This window comes from Pseudomonas sp. HR1 (assembly GCF_030175875.1).
Lineage (GTDB): Bacteria > Pseudomonadota > Gammaproteobacteria > Pseudomonadales > Pseudomonadaceae > Chryseomonas > Chryseomonas oryzihabitans.
The window spans coordinates 235,935-256,256 of sequence record NZ_JASNRF010000001.1; the positions used below are offsets into that span (position 1 = coordinate 235,935).

13 protein-coding genes are annotated in these 20,322 nt (G+C 66.9%); 5 read left to right on the forward strand and 8 right to left on the reverse strand.

Going from position 1 to position 20,322, the window contains the following annotated elements:
* Positions 1 to 727: 727 nt before the first annotated feature.
* The 4 genes from prpF to QKY98_RS01110 form a co-directional block, all read right to left on the reverse strand.
* Complete coding sequence (gene prpF / locus QKY98_RS01095) at positions 728 to 1,873, reverse strand: 2-methylaconitate cis-trans isomerase PrpF (RefSeq protein ID WP_044341649.1); 1,146 nt, start codon at positions 1,871 to 1,873, stop codon at positions 728 to 730.
* A 20-nt stretch (positions 1,874 to 1,893) separates the two neighbouring features.
* Positions 1,894 to 2,784 (reverse strand): YghX family hydrolase, encoded by an 891-nt coding sequence (yghX, locus tag QKY98_RS01100; protein WP_284670198.1) that lies wholly within the window; start codon positions 2,782 to 2,784, stop codon positions 1,894 to 1,896.
* Positions 2,785 to 2,893: 109 nt separating this feature from the next.
* A complete protein-coding gene (locus QKY98_RS01105) occupies positions 2,894 to 7,012 on the reverse strand; it encodes a CheR family methyltransferase (RefSeq protein ID WP_284670199.1) in 4,119 nt (1,372 codons plus the stop codon).
* Positions 7,013 to 7,751: 739 nt separating this feature from the next.
* Complete coding sequence (locus tag QKY98_RS01110) at positions 7,752 to 10,085, reverse strand: DNA polymerase II (RefSeq protein WP_284670200.1); 2,334 nt, start codon at positions 10,083 to 10,085, stop codon at positions 7,752 to 7,754.
* Positions 10,086 to 10,295: 210 nt separating this feature from the next.
* Between QKY98_RS01110 and QKY98_RS01115 the strand changes: the two genes are divergently transcribed.
* The gene (locus tag QKY98_RS01115; RefSeq protein ID WP_027600071.1) at positions 10,296 to 10,988 is read left to right on the forward strand and encodes a 3'-5' exonuclease; all 693 of its coding nucleotides are present in this window, start codon (positions 10,296 to 10,298) and stop codon (positions 10,986 to 10,988) included.
* Between the two features lie 85 nt (positions 10,989 to 11,073).
* A complete protein-coding gene (locus QKY98_RS01120) occupies positions 11,074 to 12,117 on the forward strand; it encodes a zinc-dependent alcohol dehydrogenase family protein (RefSeq protein ID WP_284670201.1) in 1,044 nt (347 codons plus the stop codon).
* 6 nt (positions 12,118 to 12,123) lie between these two features.
* On the opposite strand, the gene QKY98_RS01125 is transcribed toward QKY98_RS01120, so the two are convergent.
* Positions 12,124 to 12,615 carry a hypothetical protein gene (locus tag QKY98_RS01125; RefSeq protein ID WP_284670202.1) on the reverse strand — a complete coding sequence of 164 codons (492 nt, stop codon included), beginning with the start codon at positions 12,613 to 12,615 and terminating at the stop codon, positions 12,124 to 12,126.
* 243 nt (positions 12,616 to 12,858) lie between these two features.
* Here QKY98_RS01125 and QKY98_RS01130 point away from each other — a divergent pair, with 243 nt between their 5' ends.
* Positions 12,859 to 13,878: a branched-chain amino acid aminotransferase gene (locus QKY98_RS01130; protein WP_027600068.1), complete on the forward strand. Its 1,020-nt coding sequence runs from the start codon at positions 12,859 to 12,861 to the stop codon at positions 13,876 to 13,878.
* Between the two features lie 855 nt (positions 13,879 to 14,733).
* On the opposite strand, the gene QKY98_RS01135 is transcribed toward QKY98_RS01130, so the two are convergent.
* From QKY98_RS01135 to QKY98_RS01145, 3 genes are all read right to left on the reverse strand, one after another.
* Positions 14,734 to 15,297 (reverse strand): DedA family protein, encoded by a 564-nt coding sequence (locus tag QKY98_RS01135; RefSeq protein ID WP_284670203.1) that lies wholly within the window; start codon positions 15,295 to 15,297, stop codon positions 14,734 to 14,736.
* A 9-nt stretch (positions 15,298 to 15,306) separates the two neighbouring features.
* Positions 15,307 to 16,413 carry a calcium:cation antiporter gene (locus QKY98_RS01140; RefSeq protein ID WP_027600066.1) on the reverse strand — a complete coding sequence of 369 codons (1,107 nt, stop codon included), beginning with the start codon at positions 16,411 to 16,413 and terminating at the stop codon, positions 15,307 to 15,309.
* Positions 16,414 to 16,518: 105 nt separating this feature from the next.
* Complete coding sequence (locus QKY98_RS01145; protein WP_256204019.1) at positions 16,519 to 17,619, reverse strand: acyltransferase family protein; 1,101 nt, start codon at positions 17,617 to 17,619, stop codon at positions 16,519 to 16,521.
* Positions 17,620 to 17,847: 228 nt separating this feature from the next.
* Here QKY98_RS01145 and QKY98_RS01150 point away from each other — a divergent pair, with 228 nt between their 5' ends.
* Both QKY98_RS01150 and hisN read left to right on the forward strand, forming a co-directional pair.
* A complete protein-coding gene (locus QKY98_RS01150; RefSeq protein WP_145249925.1) occupies positions 17,848 to 18,798 on the forward strand; it encodes an adenosine deaminase in 951 nt (316 codons plus the stop codon).
* Between the two features lie 2 nt (positions 18,799 to 18,800).
* On the forward strand, positions 18,801 to 19,607 hold the full coding sequence (gene hisN / locus QKY98_RS01155) for a histidinol-phosphatase (RefSeq protein WP_284670204.1): 807 nt from the start codon (positions 18,801 to 18,803) through the stop codon (positions 19,605 to 19,607).
* The last annotated feature ends 715 nt before the right edge of the window (positions 19,608 to 20,322 follow it).

The window sequence follows — 20,322 nt, forward strand, 5'->3', positions numbered from 1 at the left end:
GTAGGGTGGATAGCGGCGTAGCCTTATCCACGAATGGCGGGAAGGTTCGCCCAGTGGAAAACGCTGCGCGGTTTTCCACGCTACGCCAGGACATCGGCTGGATCGCGGCCATGGGCCGCTCCTACGGGAAGCGGTCGCGCCAGGCTCGACCGCCCCTCTCCCCTGGGAGAGGGCTGGGGTGAAGGCGCTCCAGCGCAGAGGTATCCCCTCCGTTGGGCTTCGCTGCGCTCAACCCAACCTACGTGGCCGTAGTGTGGATAACGGCGTAGCCTTATCCACGAATGGCGGGAAGGTTCGCCCAGTGGAAAACGCTGCGCGGTTTTCCACGCTACGCCAGGACATCGGCTGGATCGCGGCCATGGGCCGCTCCTACGGGAAGCGGTCGCGCCAGGCTTGACCGCCCCCTCTCCCTCTGGGAGAGGGCTGGGGTGAGGGCGCTCCAGCGCGGAGGTATCCCTCCGTTGGCCTTCGCTGCGCTCAACCCAACCTACGCGGCCGATCTCGGCCGTAGTGTGGATAACGGCGCAGCCTTATCCACGGATGGAGCAGGGCTTGCCCAGCGGAAAACGCTGCGCGGTTTTCCACGCTACGGTGACTTGGCCAAGACGCCCGAACCACACGCCGCGCCAGGCTCGACCGCCCCCTCTCCCCCTGGGAGAGGGTTGGGGTGAGGGCGCTCCAGCGCGGAGGTATCCCCGCTGTTGGCCTTCGCTGCGCTCAACCCAACCTACTCTGCCGGTACCCGTACCCAGCCTTCCATCAGGCGCCGGGCGCTGCGGCTCATGCTGGCCTTTTCCACCTGCCAGACGCCGCCGACCTCGCGCGCCCGGGCGCCGACCGCCACGGTGCCGGCGGTATGGCCTATGCGGACCTGGCGGCCGTCCAGGTCGCCGGTCAGGGTGTGGACCAGGGTCCCCGGCAGCGCCGCGGCCACCGCCACGGCGACCGCGCCGGTGCCGGGGATGGCGTGGTGCAGCTTGCCCATGGAGATCATCCGCGCGATGACGTCGAGTTCCTCGGCCTGGACCTGCTTGCCACCCGCCACCCGGTAGGTCTGGGGTGGGGCGATCAGGCACAGCTTGGGCGTATGTGGCCGCTCCGCCGTGGCCTGGGCGGCGGTCGCGGCCAGCCCCATGGCCACCGCGCCCGCCGCGCGCAGAGCCTCCAGGCGCGCCAGCAGCGGCCCATCGCCGTTGACCTGCGCCTGGGTTTCGGTGCCGCTCAGGCCCAGGGTTTCGGCGCGCACGAAGACGGTAGGATTACCGGCATTGAGCAGGGTCACCGGCAGCCGGCCCAGTCCCGGGACGTCCAGTTCGTCGACCGCCCGCCCGGTGGGCAGCACACTGCCGTCGCTGCCCGCCGGATCGAGAAAGTCGAGCACCACCTCGGCGGCCGGAAAGGCCACGCCGTCGAAGCGAAAATCGCCCTCCTCCTGCACCTCGCCATTGGCCATGGGAACGTGGGCGAGGATGCGCTTGCCCAGGTTGGCCTGCCAGATGCGCACCCTGGCCAGGCCTTCGCGCGGCGCCTGGACCAGGCCCTCGCTGATGGCGAAGGGGCCGACGGCAGCGCTGAGATTGCCGCAGTTACCCGACCAGTCGATCACCGGGACCTCGATGGCCGGGGCGCCGAACAGATAGTCGACGTCACAGTCCGGGCGGCAGGACGGCGCGATCACCACCACCTTGCTGGTGCTGGAGGTGGCCCCGCCCAGGCCGTCGATCTGCTTGCCGTAGGGATCGGGGCTGCCGATCACCCGCAGCAGCAGCGCATCGCGCGCCGGACCGGCCGGCGGCAGGTCGCGGGCATGAAAGAACACGCCCTTGCTGGAACCGCCACGCATGTAGACGGCGGGGATACGCAGTTGCGGCATCAGAGGTCTCCGTCAGGTGCCTAGGCGAGATAGCGGCCGAACCAGCCCAGGGTGCGGTCCCAGGCCAGGCGCGCGGCGGCTTCGTCGTAGCGCGGGGTGGAATCGTTGTGGAAGCCATGGTTGGTGCCGGCATAGCGATGCACCTCATAGGTCTTGCCGGCCGCCTGGAGCGCCGCTTCGTAGGCGGCGGCGCCCTCGTTGATGCGCGGATCGTTCTCGGCGTAGTGGATCAGCAGCGGCGCCTTGATCGCGGCCACCTCCTCGGCGCGCGGCTGACGTCCATAGAAGGGCACGGCGGCAGCCAGTTCCGGGTAGGCCACGGCGGCCGCGTTGGCCACCCCGCCGCCATAGCAGAAGCCGGTGATGCCGACCTTGCCGGTGCTGAATTCGTGGCCCATCAGGGTTTCCACGGCGGCGAAGAAATCGTTCATCAGCCTTTCCGGATCGACCTGCTGCTGCAGTTCGCGACCCTTGTCGTCGTTGCCGGGATAGCCGCCCATGGCGGTCAGGCCATCCGGCGCCAGGGCCAGGTAGCCGGCCTTGGCCAGGCGCCGGGCGACGTCTTCGATATAGGGATTGAGGCCGCGATTCTCGTGGACCACCACCACCGCCGGCACCTTGCCGCTGGCCTTGGCCGGGCGCACCAGATAGCCACGGACGCGGCCATGGCCCTTGGGCGAGGGGTAGTAGACGTATTCGGCGATGATGTCCGGATCGGTGAACTCGACCTGGGTGGCCAGGGCATAGTTGGGCGTCAGGGCCGCCAGCACCCCGGTGGCCGACAGCCCCAGCACCGCGGCGCAGGCGCCGGCGCGGTCGAGGAAGTCGCGGCGGCTGATGCGACCGTGCACATAGAAGTCGTAGAGCTCGAGCAGTTCGGGCGAGAAATCCTTGGCGGTGAGACGAGTCATCGCGGCGCTCCTCTGGCGGGAAACGGGGCCGCCGGCCCGGTTGGGCGGGCGCCCCGATGGCTCCCGAGTGTGCCGCGAATCGTCTGACTAAGCTACCGTCCGCGCGCCCTCAACCGGACGCCTGCAGCTCCTGCAGGATGGCGATCAGCGCCTCGAAACTGACCGGCTTGTTCAGATGCCGGGCGAAACCCGCCGCCCGTGCCTTGTCGATGTCCAGCCGGGTGCCGTAGCCGGACAGCGCCACCGCCGGCGTGCCGACATTGCGATCGCCCGCCCGTATCTGGCGCAGGAATTCGTGGCCGTCCATCTCCGGCATGCCGATGTCGGAGAGGATGACGTCGAAATCCTGCGCCTGGGCCAGCGCCAGGCCGCTCTGGGAGTCGGTCGCGGCGGTGACCAGGATGCCCTCCTCTTCGAGCAGCAGTTGCAGGGTCTCGACGATATCGGGGGAGTCGTCCACCAGCAGCACCCGCAGCCCGACGACGGAATGGCCTTCCGCCTGCGCCTCGTCCAGCTGGCGTTCGTCATCCTGGCACAGCGGCAGCCAGACGCTGAAGCGCGCGCCCAGGCCAAGGCCCTCGGAATGGGCTTCGATGCGCCCGCCATGGGCCTCCACCAGCTGCTTGACCAGCGCCAGGCCGATGCCCAGGCCATGCTGGGCGCGAGCGGTGTATTTCATTTCCGCCTGGCCGAACATGTCGAACACCCGCGGCAGGAAATCCGCTGCTATGCCCTGCCCGGTATCGGTGACGTCCAGCCGCGCCTCGTCGCCGTCCACCCCCAGGCTGATCTCCACCTGGCCGCCGGCCGGGGTGAACTTGATGGCGTTGTTGAGCAGATTCCAGACGATCTGGCCAATGCGGGTGGCATCCGCCTGGACATGCAGCGGCGTCTCCGGCAGCCGGGTGCAACTCACCTCCACCTCGCCTGCCAGCGGACGAATCACGTCGGCGATCTCGCGCAGCTGCTGGGCCAGGTCCAGACTCCGGCGCTCCAGCTTGAGCTTGCCGGTACGGATGCGCGACAGGTCGAGCAGGTCATCGATGATCTGCGCCTGGCTGCGCACCGCGCGCTGAATGGCCTCGGTAGCACGGCGCGCCAGGGGTACCTCGCGCAGCACCGGCGAACGGGTCAGCAGCTCGCTGTTGAGCTGGATGAGATTGAGCGGGTGCTTGAGTTCATGGGACATCACCGCGAAGAACTCGTCCTTGAGCTTGCCCAGCGCCTGACTCTGAGCCAGGTGGTTGGCCGTTTCACTGGCGCGTACGTGATCGGCGGTGGCATCCCGGGCGATCTTGGCGTAGCCCTCACCGCCAGAGGCGTTGCTCATACGGCTGAGCACCCCGGTGCAGTACAACCGGCTGCCGTCCTTGCGTCTCAGCCAGCGTTCGTCGTGGGCGACGCCCGCTTCCCGGGCCTGGCGCATCTCGGCGTCCGGTACCTGGGCGGCGACGTCTTCCGGGGTGAAGATCAGGCCCATTGGCTGGCCCAGGGCCTCGCGCTCGCTGTAGCCGAACAGCCGGGTGGCCCCGCCGTTCCAGCTGTTGATGATGCCGGCGGCATCCAGGGTGACGATGGCGTAGTCCTGGATGTTCTGCGCCACCAGGCGCATGTTTTCCTCGCCGGCGCGGGCGCGATCCTGGGCCAGGCGCCGGTCGGTGATGTCGATGAAGGTCAGCACCGCGCCCTCGATGCGATCCTCGGCGGTGCGATAGGGCAGCAGTCGCGCCAAATACCAGCGCTCGTCCTGGCTGCGCACCTCGCGCTCGATCAGCCGGAGCGATTCGAAGACCTGGTTGGCGTCGGCGGCCAGCTCGGGATAGTCCAGCCGATGGGTGATGTCGAGCAGCGAACGCCCGGTATCGCTGACGATCATGTTGAAGATGCTCACCGCGCGCGGGGTGAATCTCTTGATGCGCATGCCGCGATCGACGAACACCGTGGCGATGTCGGTGGAGGTGATGAGGTTCTGCAGATCGTCGTTGATCTTGCCGGTTTCCTCGATCTTGGACTTGAGCTCGTAGTTGACGGTGATCAGTTCCTCGTTGATCGATTGCAGTTCTTCCTTGCTGGTCTCCAGTTCCTCGGTGGCCGACCGCAATTCCTCGTTGATCGCCTGCAGCTCTTCGTTGGACGCCTTGAGCTCCTCGGTAGAGGTCTCGGACTGCTCGATGGTCAGCTGCAACTGCTCCTTGGTGCGCTGCAGCTCGGCCTCCAGCTGGGTGAGCACGCTGTCCTTGGCCTCGGTGTGATCGCCGCCGGCGTCGGTGCTCATGACGTCTTCGACTTCATCGAAGAGCACCAGCATGTAGTCGGTACTGGTGTCGCTGTCGCGGAAGGGGCGCACCACCATGTTGATGTAGTAGCTGCGGTCGTCGCGCTGGATATGCACGCGACGCGCCTCGACGCTCTTGTTGCTCTGCAACGCCTGGAACAGTGCCGTACGCAGCTCCAGGCGCAGTTCCTCCAGCACCAGCGCTGGCAGGCTGTAGCTGGGCTCGCCGCCGACGTAGCGCAGAAAGCGCCCGGCCCGCTCGGACATGTGCACGATATTGGATTCGCGGTCGACGATGATGCTCGGCGGCGCGTACTGCTCCAGTACCCGCTGATGCACCTCGGCGAAGGAGACCTTCTTGCGCCGGCCGACCTGGTGCGGCGGCAGGCGCACGCTGTGCATGCCCGGATTGAGGTTGAGCAGCGGCGTGGGCCGCACCACGCTGGTGGTGTGCTTGGCGCGGTAGATGCGGTTCTTCTTGTCCACCGTGGCGAACAGACTGCTCTGCACGTCGGCCGACTCGGAGCTGCCGAGGAACAGATAGCCACCCGGCTTGAGGGCGAAATGGAAGGTGTGCAGGATCTCGGCCTGCACCTCGCGATCCAGATAGATCAGCAGGTTGCGGCAGCTGATGAGATCCAGGCGGGAAAACGGCGGATCGCTGAGCAGGTTGTGCTGGGCGAACAGCACCTTCTCGCGCAGCTCCTTTTTCACCCGGTACTGATTCTGCTCCTTGAGCAGGTGCTGGCGCAGGCGCGCGGGGGCGACGTCGGTGACGATGGAGCCCGGATAGACGCCATGCCGGGCCACCGCCAGGGCATGCTCGTCGAGATCGGTGGCGAACACCTGCAGCCGGGCGCCGGACTGGCGCAACTCGGCCTGTTCGGTCAGCAGCATGGCCAGCGAATAGGCTTCCTCGCCACTGGAACAGGCGGCGCTCCAGACGCGCAATTCCTGGTCGTCTTCGTTGACCGGCAGGTGCTCGAACAACTCCGGAATGACATCGCGTTCCAGGGCCTCGAAGGCCTCGCGATCGCGAAAGAAGTTGGTCACGCCGATGAGCATGTCCTTGAGCAGCGCCGGCGTCTCTTCCGGATGCTCATGGAGAAAGCCGGCATAGGCCGGCATGTCGGCGATGGCGTTGACCTGCATGCGCCGCTCCACCCGGCGCAGCACCGTGGCGGTCTTGTACTGCTTGAAATTGTGTCCGGTGCGGGTGCGCAGCAGGGTGAGGATGTCGCGTAGCGCCAGCTGCATGGCCTTGCTGGACGGACCGGGCACCCGGGACTCATAGTCCAGCTGGCGCAATTCGCTCTGGCTCAGGCTGCTGATGGTGGTGGCCAGTTCCAGCAGCTTCTGCGGCATCTCCACCACGGGCAGGATGAAATCCACGGCGCCCGCGGCGATGGCGCTGCTGGGCATGGAGTCGAATTCGGCATCTTCCGGCGCCTGGGCCAGGGTCACCCCGCCCTGCTCCTTGATCCGCCCCAGGCCCACGGCACCATCGGCGCCGTTGCCCGAGAGGACGATGGCCACGGCATGGGTCCGGTGCACATCGGCCAGGGTGCGAAAGAACAGATCCACCGCCACATGATCGCCCTGGGGGCGTTCCGCTGGACTCAGGCGCAGATAGCCATCGTTCATGGTCAGGTCATGGCCTGGCGGAATCACATAGACATGCTCGGCCTGGATGGGCACCGGCTGGGTGACCTGATGCACCGGCAGGCGGGTAGCGCGCTGCAGGATCTGGTCAAGGTTGCTCTGGTGTTCCCGCGACAGGTGCATCACCACCACGAAGGCCATGCCGCAGTCGGCCGGCAGGGCTTCGAAGAAGCGCAGCAGGGCCTGGATCCCCCCGGCGGAAGCCCCGATTCCCACCACCGGAAACGGCAGATCACTGGGGGTCAGGTGCTTGGAACTGTTGGGTTTGGCCACATCTGCCTGTTTGCTCATCTATCCGCCGTCAGAAAATCCGCAAGAAATCGTGATCGCCGCACCTGCACCGATCCAGCCAGGCCCTCCTCCCTTTCGCCCGGAAAAGGCCTGCCGCCGGCCGAGTATAACGAGCGCACGCCAAAGGGGCGGCCCTCATCCTGCCGCAAGAAGGCGTGGATCGGGGTGTACCGCCTGAATGGGACTGACGAGCGTCGGGCAAGTGCGAGCGAAACGCGGGAAAGGGGCGGGGTGAGGGTGTCCCACGCTCGGCCATTGGCTACACCGGAAACTACGCGTGGATGAGGCTGCGCCGTCATCCACCCTACGCAGGACCCACCCCCCACGCCGATTCGCCCCCTCTCCCGCCTGCGGGAGAGGGCGGGGGTGAGGGTGCTTCAGGCGGCGCGAGTGGCCACGTCAGGAAGCACGCGTGGATAAGGCTGCGCCGTTATCCACCCTACGCCGAACCCACTACCCATGCCGATCCGCCCCCTCTCCCGCCTGCGGGAGAGGGCTGGGGTGAGAGTGCTCCAAGCTACGCGATTGGCCCCGCCGGAAACTACGCGTGGATGAGGCTGCGCCGTCATCCACCCTACGCAGGACCCACCACCCACGCCGATCCGCCCCCTCTCCCGCCTGCGAAAGAGGGCTGGGGTGAGGGAGGGTGTTCCAGGCTACGCGAGTGGCCACACCGGAAACTACGCGTGGATGAGTTGCGCCGTTATCCGCCCTACGCGGCAACATCACTCCAGCCCCCCTAGAACAACCCCATCTGCTGATCCAACAGCCGGTCGAAGCGGTCGCCGACGAAGGGCAGGATGGCGTCGGCCACAGGGGCCAGCTGGCGCTGCACGTAGTGGTCGTAGTCCGGCGGCGCATGGGGCAACTCGACCGGTTCGGCGCCGGCGGTGGTGATCAGGTAGCTGATCCAGCCGCCACGGCGAAAGCGGCTGCGGCGTCCCAGGCGGGCGCCTTCCGCCTCCAGCAGGCGCGCCGCGCGGACCTGCGGCGAGAGGTTGCTCTGGTATTCCTCCAGCGGCCGGCGCAGGCGCTTGCGATAGACCAGCAGGTCGTCGAAGTCGCCGGCGCGGGTACGGGCGACGAAGTCGCGCACATAGTCCTCATGGGGCTCGCCGGTGAAGATGCGCAGGTAGAGCTCGCGCTGGAAGCGCTGGGCCAGCGGCGACCAGTCACTGCGTACCGTCTCCAGGCCCTTGAACACCAGTTCCGGCTGACCGTCCGTCCCGGGTCGCAGCCCGGCGTATCTTTTCTTGCTGCCCTCCTCCGCGCCGCGGATGGTGGGCATGAGAAAGCGGCTGAAGTGGGTCTCGTATTGCAGCTCCAGGTGGCTTTCCAGCCCCAGCTCGGTCTGCAGCTGCGCGCGCCAGTAGGCGTTGACCGCCGCCACCAGGTCGCGACCGATGCGCTCGGCCTCGGCCTCTTGGTGAGCGCGGCCGAGCCAGACGAAGGTGGAATCGGTGTCGCCATAGATCACCCGATGGCCACGCGCCTCGATCAGCTCGCGGGTCTGGTGCATCACCGCATGACCGCGCAGGGTGATGGACGAGGCCAGGCGGTGATCGAAGAAGCGGCAGTGCGGGGTGCCCAGCACGCCATAGAAGCTGTTCATGATGATCTTCAGCGCCTGGGCCAGGGGCGCATTGCCGGCGCGCTTGGCCGCATCGCGCCCCTCCCAGACCCGCGCCACCATCTCCGGCAGGCAGTGCCGGGTGCGATGGAAGCGCGCGCCGCGAAAGCCCGGTACCGTCTCCGCCTCGGGCAGCGCCAGGCCCTCCACCAGGCCCACCGGATCGATGAGAAAGGTGCGGATCAGCGAGGGATAGAGACTCTTGTAATCCAGCACCAGCACCGAGTCGTAGAGCCCGGGCCGCGAATCCATGACGAAGCCGCCCGGGCTGGCCTCGGGCGGCTGGGCGCCGAGATTGGGCGCGACGAAACCCTGGCGGTGCATCAGCGGCAGATAGAGGTGGTAGAAGGCGGCGATGGAGGCGCCATGCCGCTCCAGCGGCAAGCCGGTGACGCTGGCCCGCTCCAGCAGGAAGCGCAGCAGGCCGGTCTTCTCGAAGATGCGGGTGACCAGCTCGCCGTCCACCAGGTTGTAGCGCGCCAGGGCGCTCTTCTCGCCGGCGAACATGCGATTGATCGAGGCCATGCGGTCGTGGGGATTGTCGATGGCCTTGCCCTCGCCCAGCAGGGTGCGGCTGACGTTCTCCAGGCTGTAGGAGGGAAACACCCAGGTCGCCGACTTGAGCGCCTCCACCCCATCGATGATCGGCCGCCCGGCCAGTAGGGCGTGGAAGGGCCGGCCCTGGCCGCCGGGTTCGTAGCGATCGTCCTCGACGGCGCCGCGGCCCAGGTGCAGGGTCACGCCCAGTTTGCGCGCGTGCTCGTGGAGCACGCGGATGTCGAATTGCAGCACGTTCCAGCCGATGATGACGTCGGGATCATGACGCGCCATCCAGGCATTGAGGCGTTCGAGCAGGGTGGCGCGGTCGGCGACATATTCCAGGTCGAAGTCCACCGCGGCATCTTCCCCGGTAGGCGGGCCGAGCATGTACACCTGGCGCTGGCCGCAGCCGTGCAGGCCGATGCTGTAGAGCTCGCCGCGCTCGCTGGTCTCGATATCCAGCGACAGGGTGCGCAGCGTGGGGCGGTAGTCGGGATCCGGCCGCAAGGGCGCGCCGTCGGCGGTGGGCAGCGTCACCGGCGCGGTGATGAAGCGCTCCATGAGAAAGCGATCCGCCGGGGCGATATCCGTCTCGTAGACGTCGATGCCGGCGGCGGGGAGGCGCTGCTCCAGTTCGCGTAGGGTGCGATAGCGCGGCGCATAGAGCCCCAGGACGGGGCGCCGCTGGAAGTCCTGCAGCGCCAGCTCGCGGATCTCCACCCCGGCCGGCAGCAGGCGCTCTATGTCCGCCCGTCGTGCGGCCGGGGCAAAGGCCACCGCCTGTTGCCCCGGCACCCGCAGCTGGTGCGGACCGCTGTCGGTGGCGAACCAGAACACCAGCTCCATCCCGGTGGAAGTCTCGCGCCAGAGGCGTGTCAGCAAGAAACCCTGGACGGCGGCCAAAGCGGTGGCGCTCCTCGACATGGATGAAAGACCCATTCTCGCAAGGCCAGCCGATACAGGCGACCTCGGCGCGCCCGGTGGTCCGCTCGTCGCCCCCGCCGAATAGCCTGTGTCCTGTGGCGATGATCTTGCATCGAATGCCCACACCCGTCGTAGAGCCGACTGTTCGGCGCCTGGGCGCACCCTAGCTTTCAGTTGTCAGGCCGTGTCATGAATCCGTTGTCGTCGTCGTTTCCCACCGCTGCCGCACCCCGCTACAACGCCCAGCAAGCGCGCGTGCGCGAGCAGGCGCGTCGCTGGCTGGAACAGGACGTCCTGGTGCTGGATACCGAGGCGACCGGCCTGGGCGAGGATGCCCAGCTGATCGAGGTGGCGGTCATGACCCTCAGTGGCCGGGTGCTGCTCGATACCCTGGTCCGCCCAGGCATCGCCGTACCGCGCGAGGCGACCCTGATCCACGGCCTGACCGACGCCCACCTGGCCCAGGCGCCGCGCTTTCCCGAGGTGTTCGCCACCCTCTGGCCGCTGCTGCGGGGCCGCACCGTGCTGGCCTATGGCATGGCCTTCGACTATCGCCTGCTGGCGCACAATGCCCGCCTCCACGGCCAGGCCCTGCCGCCGGAACTGGAGCGCGAGACGCCGCCGGTGCAACTGGTGGATGGCACCCGCCTGCACTGCCTGATGCAGCTCTATGCGCACTTCTGGCAGGAGCCGAGTCTGGACAGCCGCAGCCAGGATGGCTGGCGCCGCAAGTCCCTGGCCATGGCCGCCCGCCAGCAGGGCGTCGTGGTCCAGGAAACCCATCGCGCCCTGCCCGATTGCCGACTCAAGGCCGCCCTGGTGCAGGCGCTGGCCGGGGAGGCACCGGCCACCTGGCAGGGCCTGCAGGCGCTGGCGGGCTAGCCGAGCGGCAAGGTACCGGCTGGCAGACAGGCTAACGCTGCGCGACTTGCCATACTGGAGTCGTCATCCCGCCCGAGGTCCCGCCATGAAAGCCGTCGTCTACGAAGCCTTTTCCGCGCCACCCCGCCTGTGCACGGTGCCGGACCCCACTCCCGAAGCCCATGGCGTGGTGCTCAGGGTCATGGCCACCGGCGTCTGCCGCAGTGACTGGCACGGCTGGGTCGGCCATGACAGCGACATCGAATTGCCCCATGTGCCGGGCCACGAACTGGCCGGCGTGGTCGAGGCGGTGGGCAGGGACGTGACCCTCTGGCGCGTCGGCGACCGGGTGACGGTGCCCTTCGTCGGTGGCTGCGGCGCCTGTCCGCAGTGCCATGCCGGCCACCAGCAGGTCTGCGATCACCAGTTCCAGCCCGGCTTCACTCACTGGGGATCCTTCGCCCAGTACGTCGGCATCCACCAGGCCGATCTCAATCTGGTCGCCCTGCCCGAGCAACTGGACTTCGCCACCGCGGCCAGCCTGGGCTGCCGTTTCGTGACGGCCTTTCGCGCGGTGGTCGATCAGGGCCGGGTCAGCGCCGGCCAGTGGGTCGCGGTGCACGGCTGCGGTGGCGTCGGCCTCTCGGCGATCATGATCGCCCGCGCCCTGGGCGCCCAGGTGGTGGCCATCGACATCACCGCCGACAAGCTGGCCCTGGCGCGTCGCCTCGGCGCGGTGGCGACGATCGATGCCACCCAGGTGGCCAGCGTGCCCGAGGCGGTGCAAGAACTGACCGGCGGCGGTGCGCACCTCTCCCTCGATGCCCTCGGCCATCCCATCACCTGCTGCAATTCCATCGCCTGCCTGCGCAAGCGCGGCAAGCACGTCCAGGTCGGACTGCTGCTGGGTGACCAGGCGACCCCGGCGCTGCCGATGAACCTGGTGATCGCCCGGGAACTGGAGATCCTCGGCAGCCACGGCATGCAGGCCCATCGCTACGACGTGCTGATGGCCATGCTGCGCCAGGGCACCCTGGCGCCGGAGAAACTGATCGGCCGCGAGATCAGCCTGGCCGAATCCGGCGCGGCGCTGATGCACATGGACAGGTTCGAAGGCACCGGGGTGACCGTCATCACCCGCTTCGACTAGTCCGGGCTAGTCGGCCTCCGCCGCCTGCAACACCCAGCGCAGGCCCTGCAGGTCCTCGGCGGACAGGATCTCGCGCAGGCGGCAGAGGCGATAGTGAACGCGGGTGTTCATGGCCACCCACTCCAGGTCCTGGCGGGTGGGCTGGGCGACGAAGTATTCGCCATAGCGCTCGTCCAGCCCGGCCATGCGGTACTGGCCCTTGAGCGGCAGATAGATCTGGTTGTTCATCTCCCAGCGACTGGCGCTGCAGCCATGGAAGCGCACCTTGTCGCCAAAGGTGGACAGCTGGGTGCGAAAATCGGTGGTGGCATTGCCGGCACTGGTCTTGAACTGGCTGGCGATCACGCTGAAGACGATGCCTTCCGGCGAAGGCGCGCCCCGCCATTCGATGACCCGGCGATTGAGCGCCGTGTCGAATCCATCGGTGAAGATACCGGCGGCCTGCGCCGTGAGCGTTGGCAGGGTCAAGGCACCCAGCAACGCCATCATTGTTTTCAAAACGAGCTCCTGGTGATGACCCCGGCGTCTAGCCTGAGGCAGCAGGCCGAGGCGGCAAAGGGCCAGCTTCAGACTTTGGAGACCCGATTGGCTGAAAGGTGCCCCCGCCGGTCCGGATAAGCGGTATCTTTCACAGTCTAGCGACGAGCCCGCCTCGTCCACCCCCTTGAACCGTCGCCGGCGAGGCGTACGGCCCGACCACGAAACGACCGGCCAAGCCGCCGGAGAGCACTGCGAGGATCTATGAGCGCTGCGGACATCGATTGGAAGACCCTCGGTTTCGACTACATCAAGACCGACTTCCGCTATATCGCCACCTATCGCAACGGCAGCTGGGGACCCGGCGAGCTGACTCGCGACAACCAGCTGCACATCAGCGAAGGCTCCACGGCCATCCACTACGGCCAGCAGTGCTTCGAAGGCCTCAAGGCCTATCGCTGCCAGGACGGCTCCATCAACCTGTTCCGCCCCGACCGCAACGCCGCGCGCATGCACAAGAGCTGCGCCCGCCTGCTGATGCCGCCGGTCCCCACCGAGATGTTCATCGACGCCTGCCAGCAGGTGGTCAAGGCCAACGAGGCCTGGATCCCGCCGTACGGCACCGGTGGCGCCTTCTACCTGCGCCCCTTCGTCATCGGCGTGGGTGACAACATCGGCGTACGCACCGCCCCCGAATTCCACTTCGTGGTGTTCGGCATCCCGGTCGGCGCCTACTTCAAGGGCGGCATGACCCCGCACAACTTCGTCATCTCCAGCTACGACCGGGCCGCGCCCCAGGGCACCGGCGCCGCCAAGGTCGGTGGCAACTACGCCGCCAGCCTGATGCCCGGCGCCCAGGCCAAGGCCGAAGGCTTCGCCGACTGCATCTACCTGGACCCCCTGACCCATCGCAAGATCGAGGAAGTCGGCTCGGCTAACTTCTTCGCCATCACCGGCGACGGCAAGTTCGTCACCCCGCGCTCCGAGTCGGTGCTGCCGGGCGTGACCCGCATGTCGCTGATGGACCTGGCGCGCGAGCGGCTGAACCTGGAAGTGGTCGAGGGCGACGTCCATATCGACCAGCTCGACCAGTTCGTCGAAGCCGGCGCCTGCGGCACCGCGGCGGTCATCACCCCCATCGGCGGCATCCAGTACGGCGAGAAGCTGCACGTCTTCCACAGCCTGACCGAAGTCGGCCCGGTGACGCGCAAGCTGTACGAAGAACTGACCGGCATCCAGACCGGCGACAAGCCGGCGCCGGAGGGTTGGATCGTCAAGGTCTGACTCGCGGTTGGTTTGGTTTGAAGAAGGCGCCTCAGGGCGCCTTTTTCATTGGACAAGGGGTTGGCGGTAGGTTGGGTTGAGCGCAAGCGAAGCCCAACGCTACGGTGCTACAGGCTTGGCTTTGTCGGTGCCTTGGCTGCTTATCGAGTGCGTTGACGGTTTTGATTTCGCCCACCCGGGCGAGTCACTTTTGCCAATCCCGGCAAAAGTAACCAAAAACGCTTGCCCCGGACATCCGGCCCTCCGCTGCGCTCCGGGTCCGCTCACGCCAGCGCCGCTCCGGGGTCGGCCTACACGGGCCGTCCATGGCCCGTTAGGCCTCTCGCCGCATCCATGCGGCTCGACCCACTCCACGACACTGGCGTTCGCCCTCCTGAACGGGGCGATTCACGTGCCTGATGCTTTGGGTGCAAACCGGTAGGGTGGACAACGGCGCAGCCTTGTCCACGCGTTAAGCGTTACTCCCTCAGTGGAAAACGCTGCGCGGTTTTCCACGCTACAACCTGTGAACACCCAAGTATCAGGCTTGCGTCCCGTCCCCGTCAGTGAGGCCGAGTGCAGGCGTTGCGCAGGGGGATGCGAGGCAGGACGCCGAGCAAGGCGCGAGGGGCAGGAGGCCCCTTCGTGCCGTGCCCCCGGAGCGGCGCCGGAGCGCGGGGACCCGGAGCGCAGCGAAGGGCCGAAACGTGGGGACAAGCGTTTTTGGTTACTTTTTTGGCGTTTGAAAAAAGTGACTCGCCCGGGTGGGCGAAACAGCAACCATCAGCAAACCACGATAATAAGCCAGTACAACAGCTCAAACCCAAAGCCTTGGGCTTCGCCTGCGCTCAACCAAACCCACACAGCCGCCCTCCCCTACACCCCCTCCCGCCGCCGCAGGATGGCGCGGGCGCCGATGAACAGCACCGCCACGCAGATCGCCGCTGCGAAGAACCACCGCTTCGACACATGATGCTCGGCGAAGAAGTCGCGCAGGATCTCGCCCACCGCATAGCCGATGCCGGTCATGACGAAGCCCCAGAGCAACGCGCCGATGATGTTGTAGAACAGGAAGCGCCGTGGGCGTACGCCGCTGGCGCCGATCAGCAGCGGGCCGATCAGGCGGAAGCCGTAGGCGAAGCGGATGCCGATGATCCACAGCGCCTCGTGGCGATGGATGCGGCTGCGCAGCCAGTCGATGCGTGCCTGCTGGCGCTTGAAGCGACCGAGGATGCGATCGCCGTAGCGACGCCCCAGAAAGAACAGCGTCTGGTCACCGATGAAGCCGCCCAGGGCCACGCAGACCGCCGTGAGCGGAAACAGCAGATAGCCGTGGCGGGCGGCGATGCCGGCCAGGATGGCCACGCCATCGCCCTCGATCAGGGCGCCCAGCACGGCGGCGCCGTAGCCGTAGTTGCTGATGACCTCGCTGTCGATCATGGCGCGTCCCTAGAGACCGAGGATGGTCAGCATGATGAAGGTGCCGAACAGCACGAAGTGGGTCATGCCCTCGATGGCGTTGGTCTCGCCGTCGTTGAGGTTGATGGCGGCGACGATCAGGGTCACGGCCATCATCACCGTCTGCACCGGGGTCATGGCCATCTGGATGGGCTGGCCATTGAACAGGGCGATGGCCTCCACCACCGGTACGGTGAGGATGACGGTGGACAGGCTGGCGCCCAGGGCGATGTTGATCACCGACTGCATGCGATTGGCCATGGCCGCGCGCAGGGCCGTGAGGATCTCGGGACTGGCGGAGATCACCGCCACCACCAGGGCAGGCACCAGGGCCGGCACGGCCAGGCCTTCCAGACCGGTATCCAGCGACTTGGACATCACCTCGGCCAGGGCCCCGGTGGCGACGATGCCGACGATCAAGAGGCCGATGGACAGCGCCGAGCTGCTCTCGCCATGGCCGCCTGCCTCGCCCTGCCCTTCCACGGCCGGGCGCTTGCGCTTCTTCTCTGGGTAGCTGTAGCTGAAGAAGTAGCTGTGTGGACCGGTCTGCATGCGCAGGAACAGCGCATAGAGCAGCGCCATGGCGCCGATGGTGAAGAAGGAATAGACGTGCCACTGGGCCGTGGGGATGAACTCCGGCACCAGCATGGAGATGCTCACCGCGGTCATGATCATCACGCCGTAGCTGCGGCTGGAATCGTCGTTGTAGGGCTGCTCGCCGTGCTTGAGGCCGCCGAGCAGCGCCGCGAGGCCGATGATGCCGTTCATGTCCAGCATCACCGCGGCGTAGATGGTGTCGCGGGCCAGGGTCGGCGAGTGGTCGTGGCTCATCATGATCGCCAGGATGATCACCTCCACCAGCACGGCGGAAAGGGTCAGGATCATGGTGCCGTAGGGATCGCCGACCTTTTCCGCCAGCAATTCGGCGTGGTGGGCGACGCGCATGGCCGCGCAGATGATGGCGGCGATCAGGCCGCCGGCGGCGACCAGCGCCAGGGTCTGGCCACCGCCGAGCAGCGCGTGTTCGAACACATAGGCCAGCACCGTGGCACCGATGGCGACCAGCAGCAGGGTTTCGTCTTTGAGGGCGGCGAGCATGGAAAAGGCGTCCTTGGTTGAGCAATGCCTTGTTACGACCGCCATAGACGGCAAAACGCTCGCACCGCGATACGCCCCTGCCCTGATCGCCCGCGCGGCGGCCCCTCAGCCGACCCGGGCGCGTGGCGCCAGACGCTTCCACACCGCCTTGGTGCCGGTGGCGCAGACCTGGCGATAGCCCAGGGCGTGACGCTCGACCAGGTACCAGGACACCACCGCCAGCGGGAGGGTGATGCCGATGGAAAGGATCACCATGGTCCAGGCCTCGATGCCGGGGATCACCGCCGCCAGGGTCTGCTGCACCGGAAAGGAGTAGATGTAGAGGCCATAGGAATAGTCGCCCACCTCGTTGAAGGCGCGGATGCGCCCGGCCGGCACGAAGGCGAGATAGAGCAGTACGTAGCCCAGCACCAGGTTATAGACCAGAAAGAAGCTGTCACGGTCGGGCGTGGCCACCGCCAGCAGCGCCACGGCGGCGGCGAAGAGCGCGCGCGACAGCGGGATGTAGGCGCGCAGCACATAGAAGGCGCCACCGAGAAAGAACATCTGGAACAGCCGCAGCAGATGGGATTCGCTGGCGAAGAAGTAGTGGGCGAACAGCTTGAACAGGGCGGCGCCCACGGCGAACAGCAGGATGGCGCGCTGGAAGTGGCGGCTGTCCAGGCGCAGCCAGAGCACGGCCAACCAGAGCAGCGCCAGCGCGCCGTACATGCCTACCTCGAAGGGCAGCGTCCACAGCGAGCCATTGACGATGGCCTGCAGCGGATTGCCCTCGAACAGCCCGGGCAGGTCGAACTCGGCGCCGGCGATCAGGCCGGTGTTCTTGAACAGATAGAACCAGGTCTGGGGATCGCTCAGATAATCCTGCAGGGGCGCCCGGGTCAGCCAGGCGCCGAGGCCGAGCACCGTCAGCACCAGCATCACCAGCAGCCCAGGTACCACGCGCAGGGCGCGACCCCAGACGAAGTCGATGATGTCGGCCCGGCTGAGCAGGCTCTTGGTGACCAGGAAACCGCTGGTGATGAAGAAGATGTCGACCGCGATGTCGCCCAGGGTCATGCCCAGGCTCTCGCGTCCGGGCTCCGCCGTGGGGGTGCCACTGGAGATGGCGAAGCTGTGGCTGAAGACCACGGCGAGCGCCGCGATCATGCGAATCAGATTGAGATTGTTGTTCTTGCCGCCAACATGATCCTGAACGGTCTGCACGGATACCTCACGCGTGGTGTTTGGAGCCATGCGTCCCGATTGTAGTCAGATCCAGACCCGATGCAGGCGTTATGGCCTTTTGCTGGCCCAAAGCGTGGAATGCTGGGAATTTCTGACCGACGAAGCCACCGTACATCGGTCGGCGGGAACCCGGACGGCTGCGGAAAACCGGGCAAAGCGTGCGACAATCGTCCATCTTTTCCTGATTCAAGCTATCCCGAGGATCCCATGTACGACTGGCTCAACGCCCTGCCCAAGGCCGAACTGCACCTGCACCTGGAAGGCACCCTGGAGCCCGAGTTGCTGTTCAAGCTGGCCGAGCGCCATGGCGTCGCCCTGCCCTGGGGTGATGTCGAAGCCCTGCGCGCCGCCTACAACTTCGGCAATCTGCAGGAATTCCTCGACCTCTATTACGCCGGTGCCGACGTGCTGCGCACCGAGCAGGACTTCTACGACCTGACCTGGGCCTATCTGCTCAAGTGCAAGGAACAGAACGTCATCCACACCGAACCCTTCTTCGATCCTCAGACCCACACCGATCGCGGCATTCCCTTCGAGGTGGTGGTGCGCGGCATCACCCAGGCGCTGAGCGACGGTGAGAAGCAGCTGGGCGTGACCAGCGGGCTGATCCTGAGCTTTCTGCGGCACCTGTCCGAAGACGCCGCCCAGGCCACCCTGGACCAGGCGCTGCCGTTCCGCGACCACTTCGTCGCCGTCGGCCTGGACAGCTCGGAAAAGGGGCATCCGCCGAGCAAGTTCAAGCGCGTCTTCGCCCGTGCCCGCGCCGAAGGCTTTCCGGCCGTCGCCCACGCCGGCGAGGAAGGTCCGCCGGAGTACATCTGGGAAGCCCTCGACCAGCTCGGCGTGGTGCGGATCGACCACGGCGTGCGCGCCTTCGAGGACGAGCGCCTGATGGCTCGCCTGGTCGACCAGCAGATCCCGCTCACCGTCTGCCCGCTGTCCAACACCAAGCTCTGCGTGTTCGACGACATGAGCCAGCACACCATCCTCAAGATGCTCGACCGCGGCCTCAAGGTCACCGTCAACTCGGATGACCCGGCCTACTTCGGCGGCTACGTCACCGAGAACTTCATGGCCCTGCACGAAGGCCTGGGCATGACCCAGGAACAGGCCCGGCGCCTGGCGCAGAACAGCCTCGACGCCCGCCTGGTGAAATGAGCATGAGCCTGACCGCTGCCGAGATTTCCTACTACGAACGCTTCGCCGAGCGCCTGGCCGATGCCGCCGCCGTGGCCATCCAGCCCTACTTCCGCGCCCAGCTGGCGGTGGACGACAAGGGCGACGCGGCCGTCGCCGGGCGTCGCTACGATCCGGTGACCATCGCCGACAAGGCCGCCGAACGAGTCATGCGCGAACTCATCCAGGCCGAGCACCCGGATCACGGCATCCTCGGTGAAGAAGAGGAAAACGTCGCCGGCAGCAGTCCCCTGAGCTGGGTGCTCGACCCCATCGACGGCACCCGCGCCTTCATCACCGGCCTGCCGCTGTGGGGCACCCTGGTGGCGCTCAACGACGGCAGCCGCCCGGTGATCGGGGTGATGAACCAGCCTTTCACCGGCGAACGCTACCTGGGCACCCCGGCCGGCGCCTGGCGCAACGGCGCGGCCCTGCGCACCCGCCCCTGCGCCAGCCTGGCCCAGGCCCGGCTGATGTGCACCAGCCGCGACATCTTCGACACCCCCGAGCGCCTGGCGGCCTTCGACGCCGTGGCCGCCGAGGTGCAGCTGGCCCGCTTCGGCGGCGACTGCTACGCCTACTGCATGCTGGCCTCGGGCTTCGTCGACGTCATCATCGAGGCGGGCCTGCAGCCCTACGACGTCCAGGCGCTGATCCCCATCATCGAAGGCGCCGGCGGCCGCATGACCGCCTGGGACGGCGGCGATGCCCAGCAGGGCGGCGCCATCCTCGCCTGCGGTGATCCGAAGTTGCATGCGCTGTTGGTGGAGCGGTTGCAGCACCTGGCCTGAGGCTTGGCAGACGGATTCGTAGGTTGGGTTGAGCGGAGCGAAGCCCAACACGGAGTCTGCCGTGATGTCTTGGCTTATCAGTGCCCTATTTGCTTATCGAGTGCTCGGATGGCTTTTGTTTCGCCCCCTCGGGCGAGTCACTTTTGCCAGTCGCGGCTGCGCGCCCCGGACAAAAGTATGCAAAAACGCATGCCTCACGTTCGGCCCTTCGCTCCGGCGGCGCTCTAGGGGCACGGCACGAAGGGGTGTCCTGCCTCGCACCTCCCTCCGCAACACCTGCACTCGGCCTCACTGACGGGGACGGGAGGCCAGCCTGAGACTACGGTGTTTACAGGCAAAGTCAGAGCGATTCGTAGCGTGGAAAACCGCGCAGCGTTTTCCACTGAGGGAGTAAGGCCTATCGCGTGGACAAGGCTGCGCCGTTGTCCACCCTACCGGTTTGCACCCAAGGCATCAGGCTAGCGAATCGCCCCGTTCAGGAGGGCGAACGCCAGTGTCGTGGAGTGGGTCGAGCCGCATGGATGCGGCGAGAGGTCCAGTGGGCCATGGACGGCCCATCTGGACCGACCCCGGAACGGCGCTGGCGTGAGCGCACCCGAAGCGAAGCGGAGGGCCGGATGCCCGGGGTAAGCGTTTTTGCTTACTTTTTTGCGGGGCGCGCAGCCGCGACTGAAAAAAGTGAGTCGCCCGGGTGGGCGAAACAAAAACCTTCAAA

What these genes read in the sequence shown, in the direction of transcription:
- QKY98_RS01115 (WP_027600071.1), top strand. Translation starts at nt 10,296, where the DNA reads ATGAATCCGTTGTCGTCGTCGTTTCCCACCGCTGCCGCACCCCGCTAC.
- prpF (WP_044341649.1), bottom strand. Translation starts at nt 1,873, where the DNA reads ATGCCGCAACTGCGTATCCCCGCCGTCTACATGCGTGGCGGTTCCAGC.
- QKY98_RS01130 (WP_027600068.1), top strand. Translation starts at nt 12,859, where the DNA reads ATGAGCGCTGCGGACATCGATTGGAAGACCCTCGGTTTCGACTACATC.
- QKY98_RS01105 (WP_284670199.1), bottom strand. Translation starts at nt 7,012, where the DNA reads ATGAGCAAACAGGCAGATGTGGCCAAACCCAACAGTTCCAAGCACCTG.
- hisN (WP_284670204.1), top strand. Translation starts at nt 18,801, where the DNA reads ATGAGCCTGACCGCTGCCGAGATTTCCTACTACGAACGCTTCGCCGAG.
- QKY98_RS01150 (WP_145249925.1), top strand. Translation starts at nt 17,848, where the DNA reads ATGTACGACTGGCTCAACGCCCTGCCCAAGGCCGAACTGCACCTGCAC.
- QKY98_RS01140 (WP_027600066.1), bottom strand. Translation starts at nt 16,413, where the DNA reads ATGCTCGCCGCCCTCAAAGACGAAACCCTGCTGCTGGTCGCCATCGGT.
- yghX (WP_284670198.1), bottom strand. Translation starts at nt 2,784, where the DNA reads ATGACTCGTCTCACCGCCAAGGATTTCTCGCCCGAACTGCTCGAGCTC.
- QKY98_RS01135 (WP_284670203.1), bottom strand. Translation starts at nt 15,297, where the DNA reads ATGATCGACAGCGAGGTCATCAGCAACTACGGCTACGGCGCCGCCGTG.
- QKY98_RS01120 (WP_284670201.1), top strand. Translation starts at nt 11,074, where the DNA reads ATGAAAGCCGTCGTCTACGAAGCCTTTTCCGCGCCACCCCGCCTGTGC.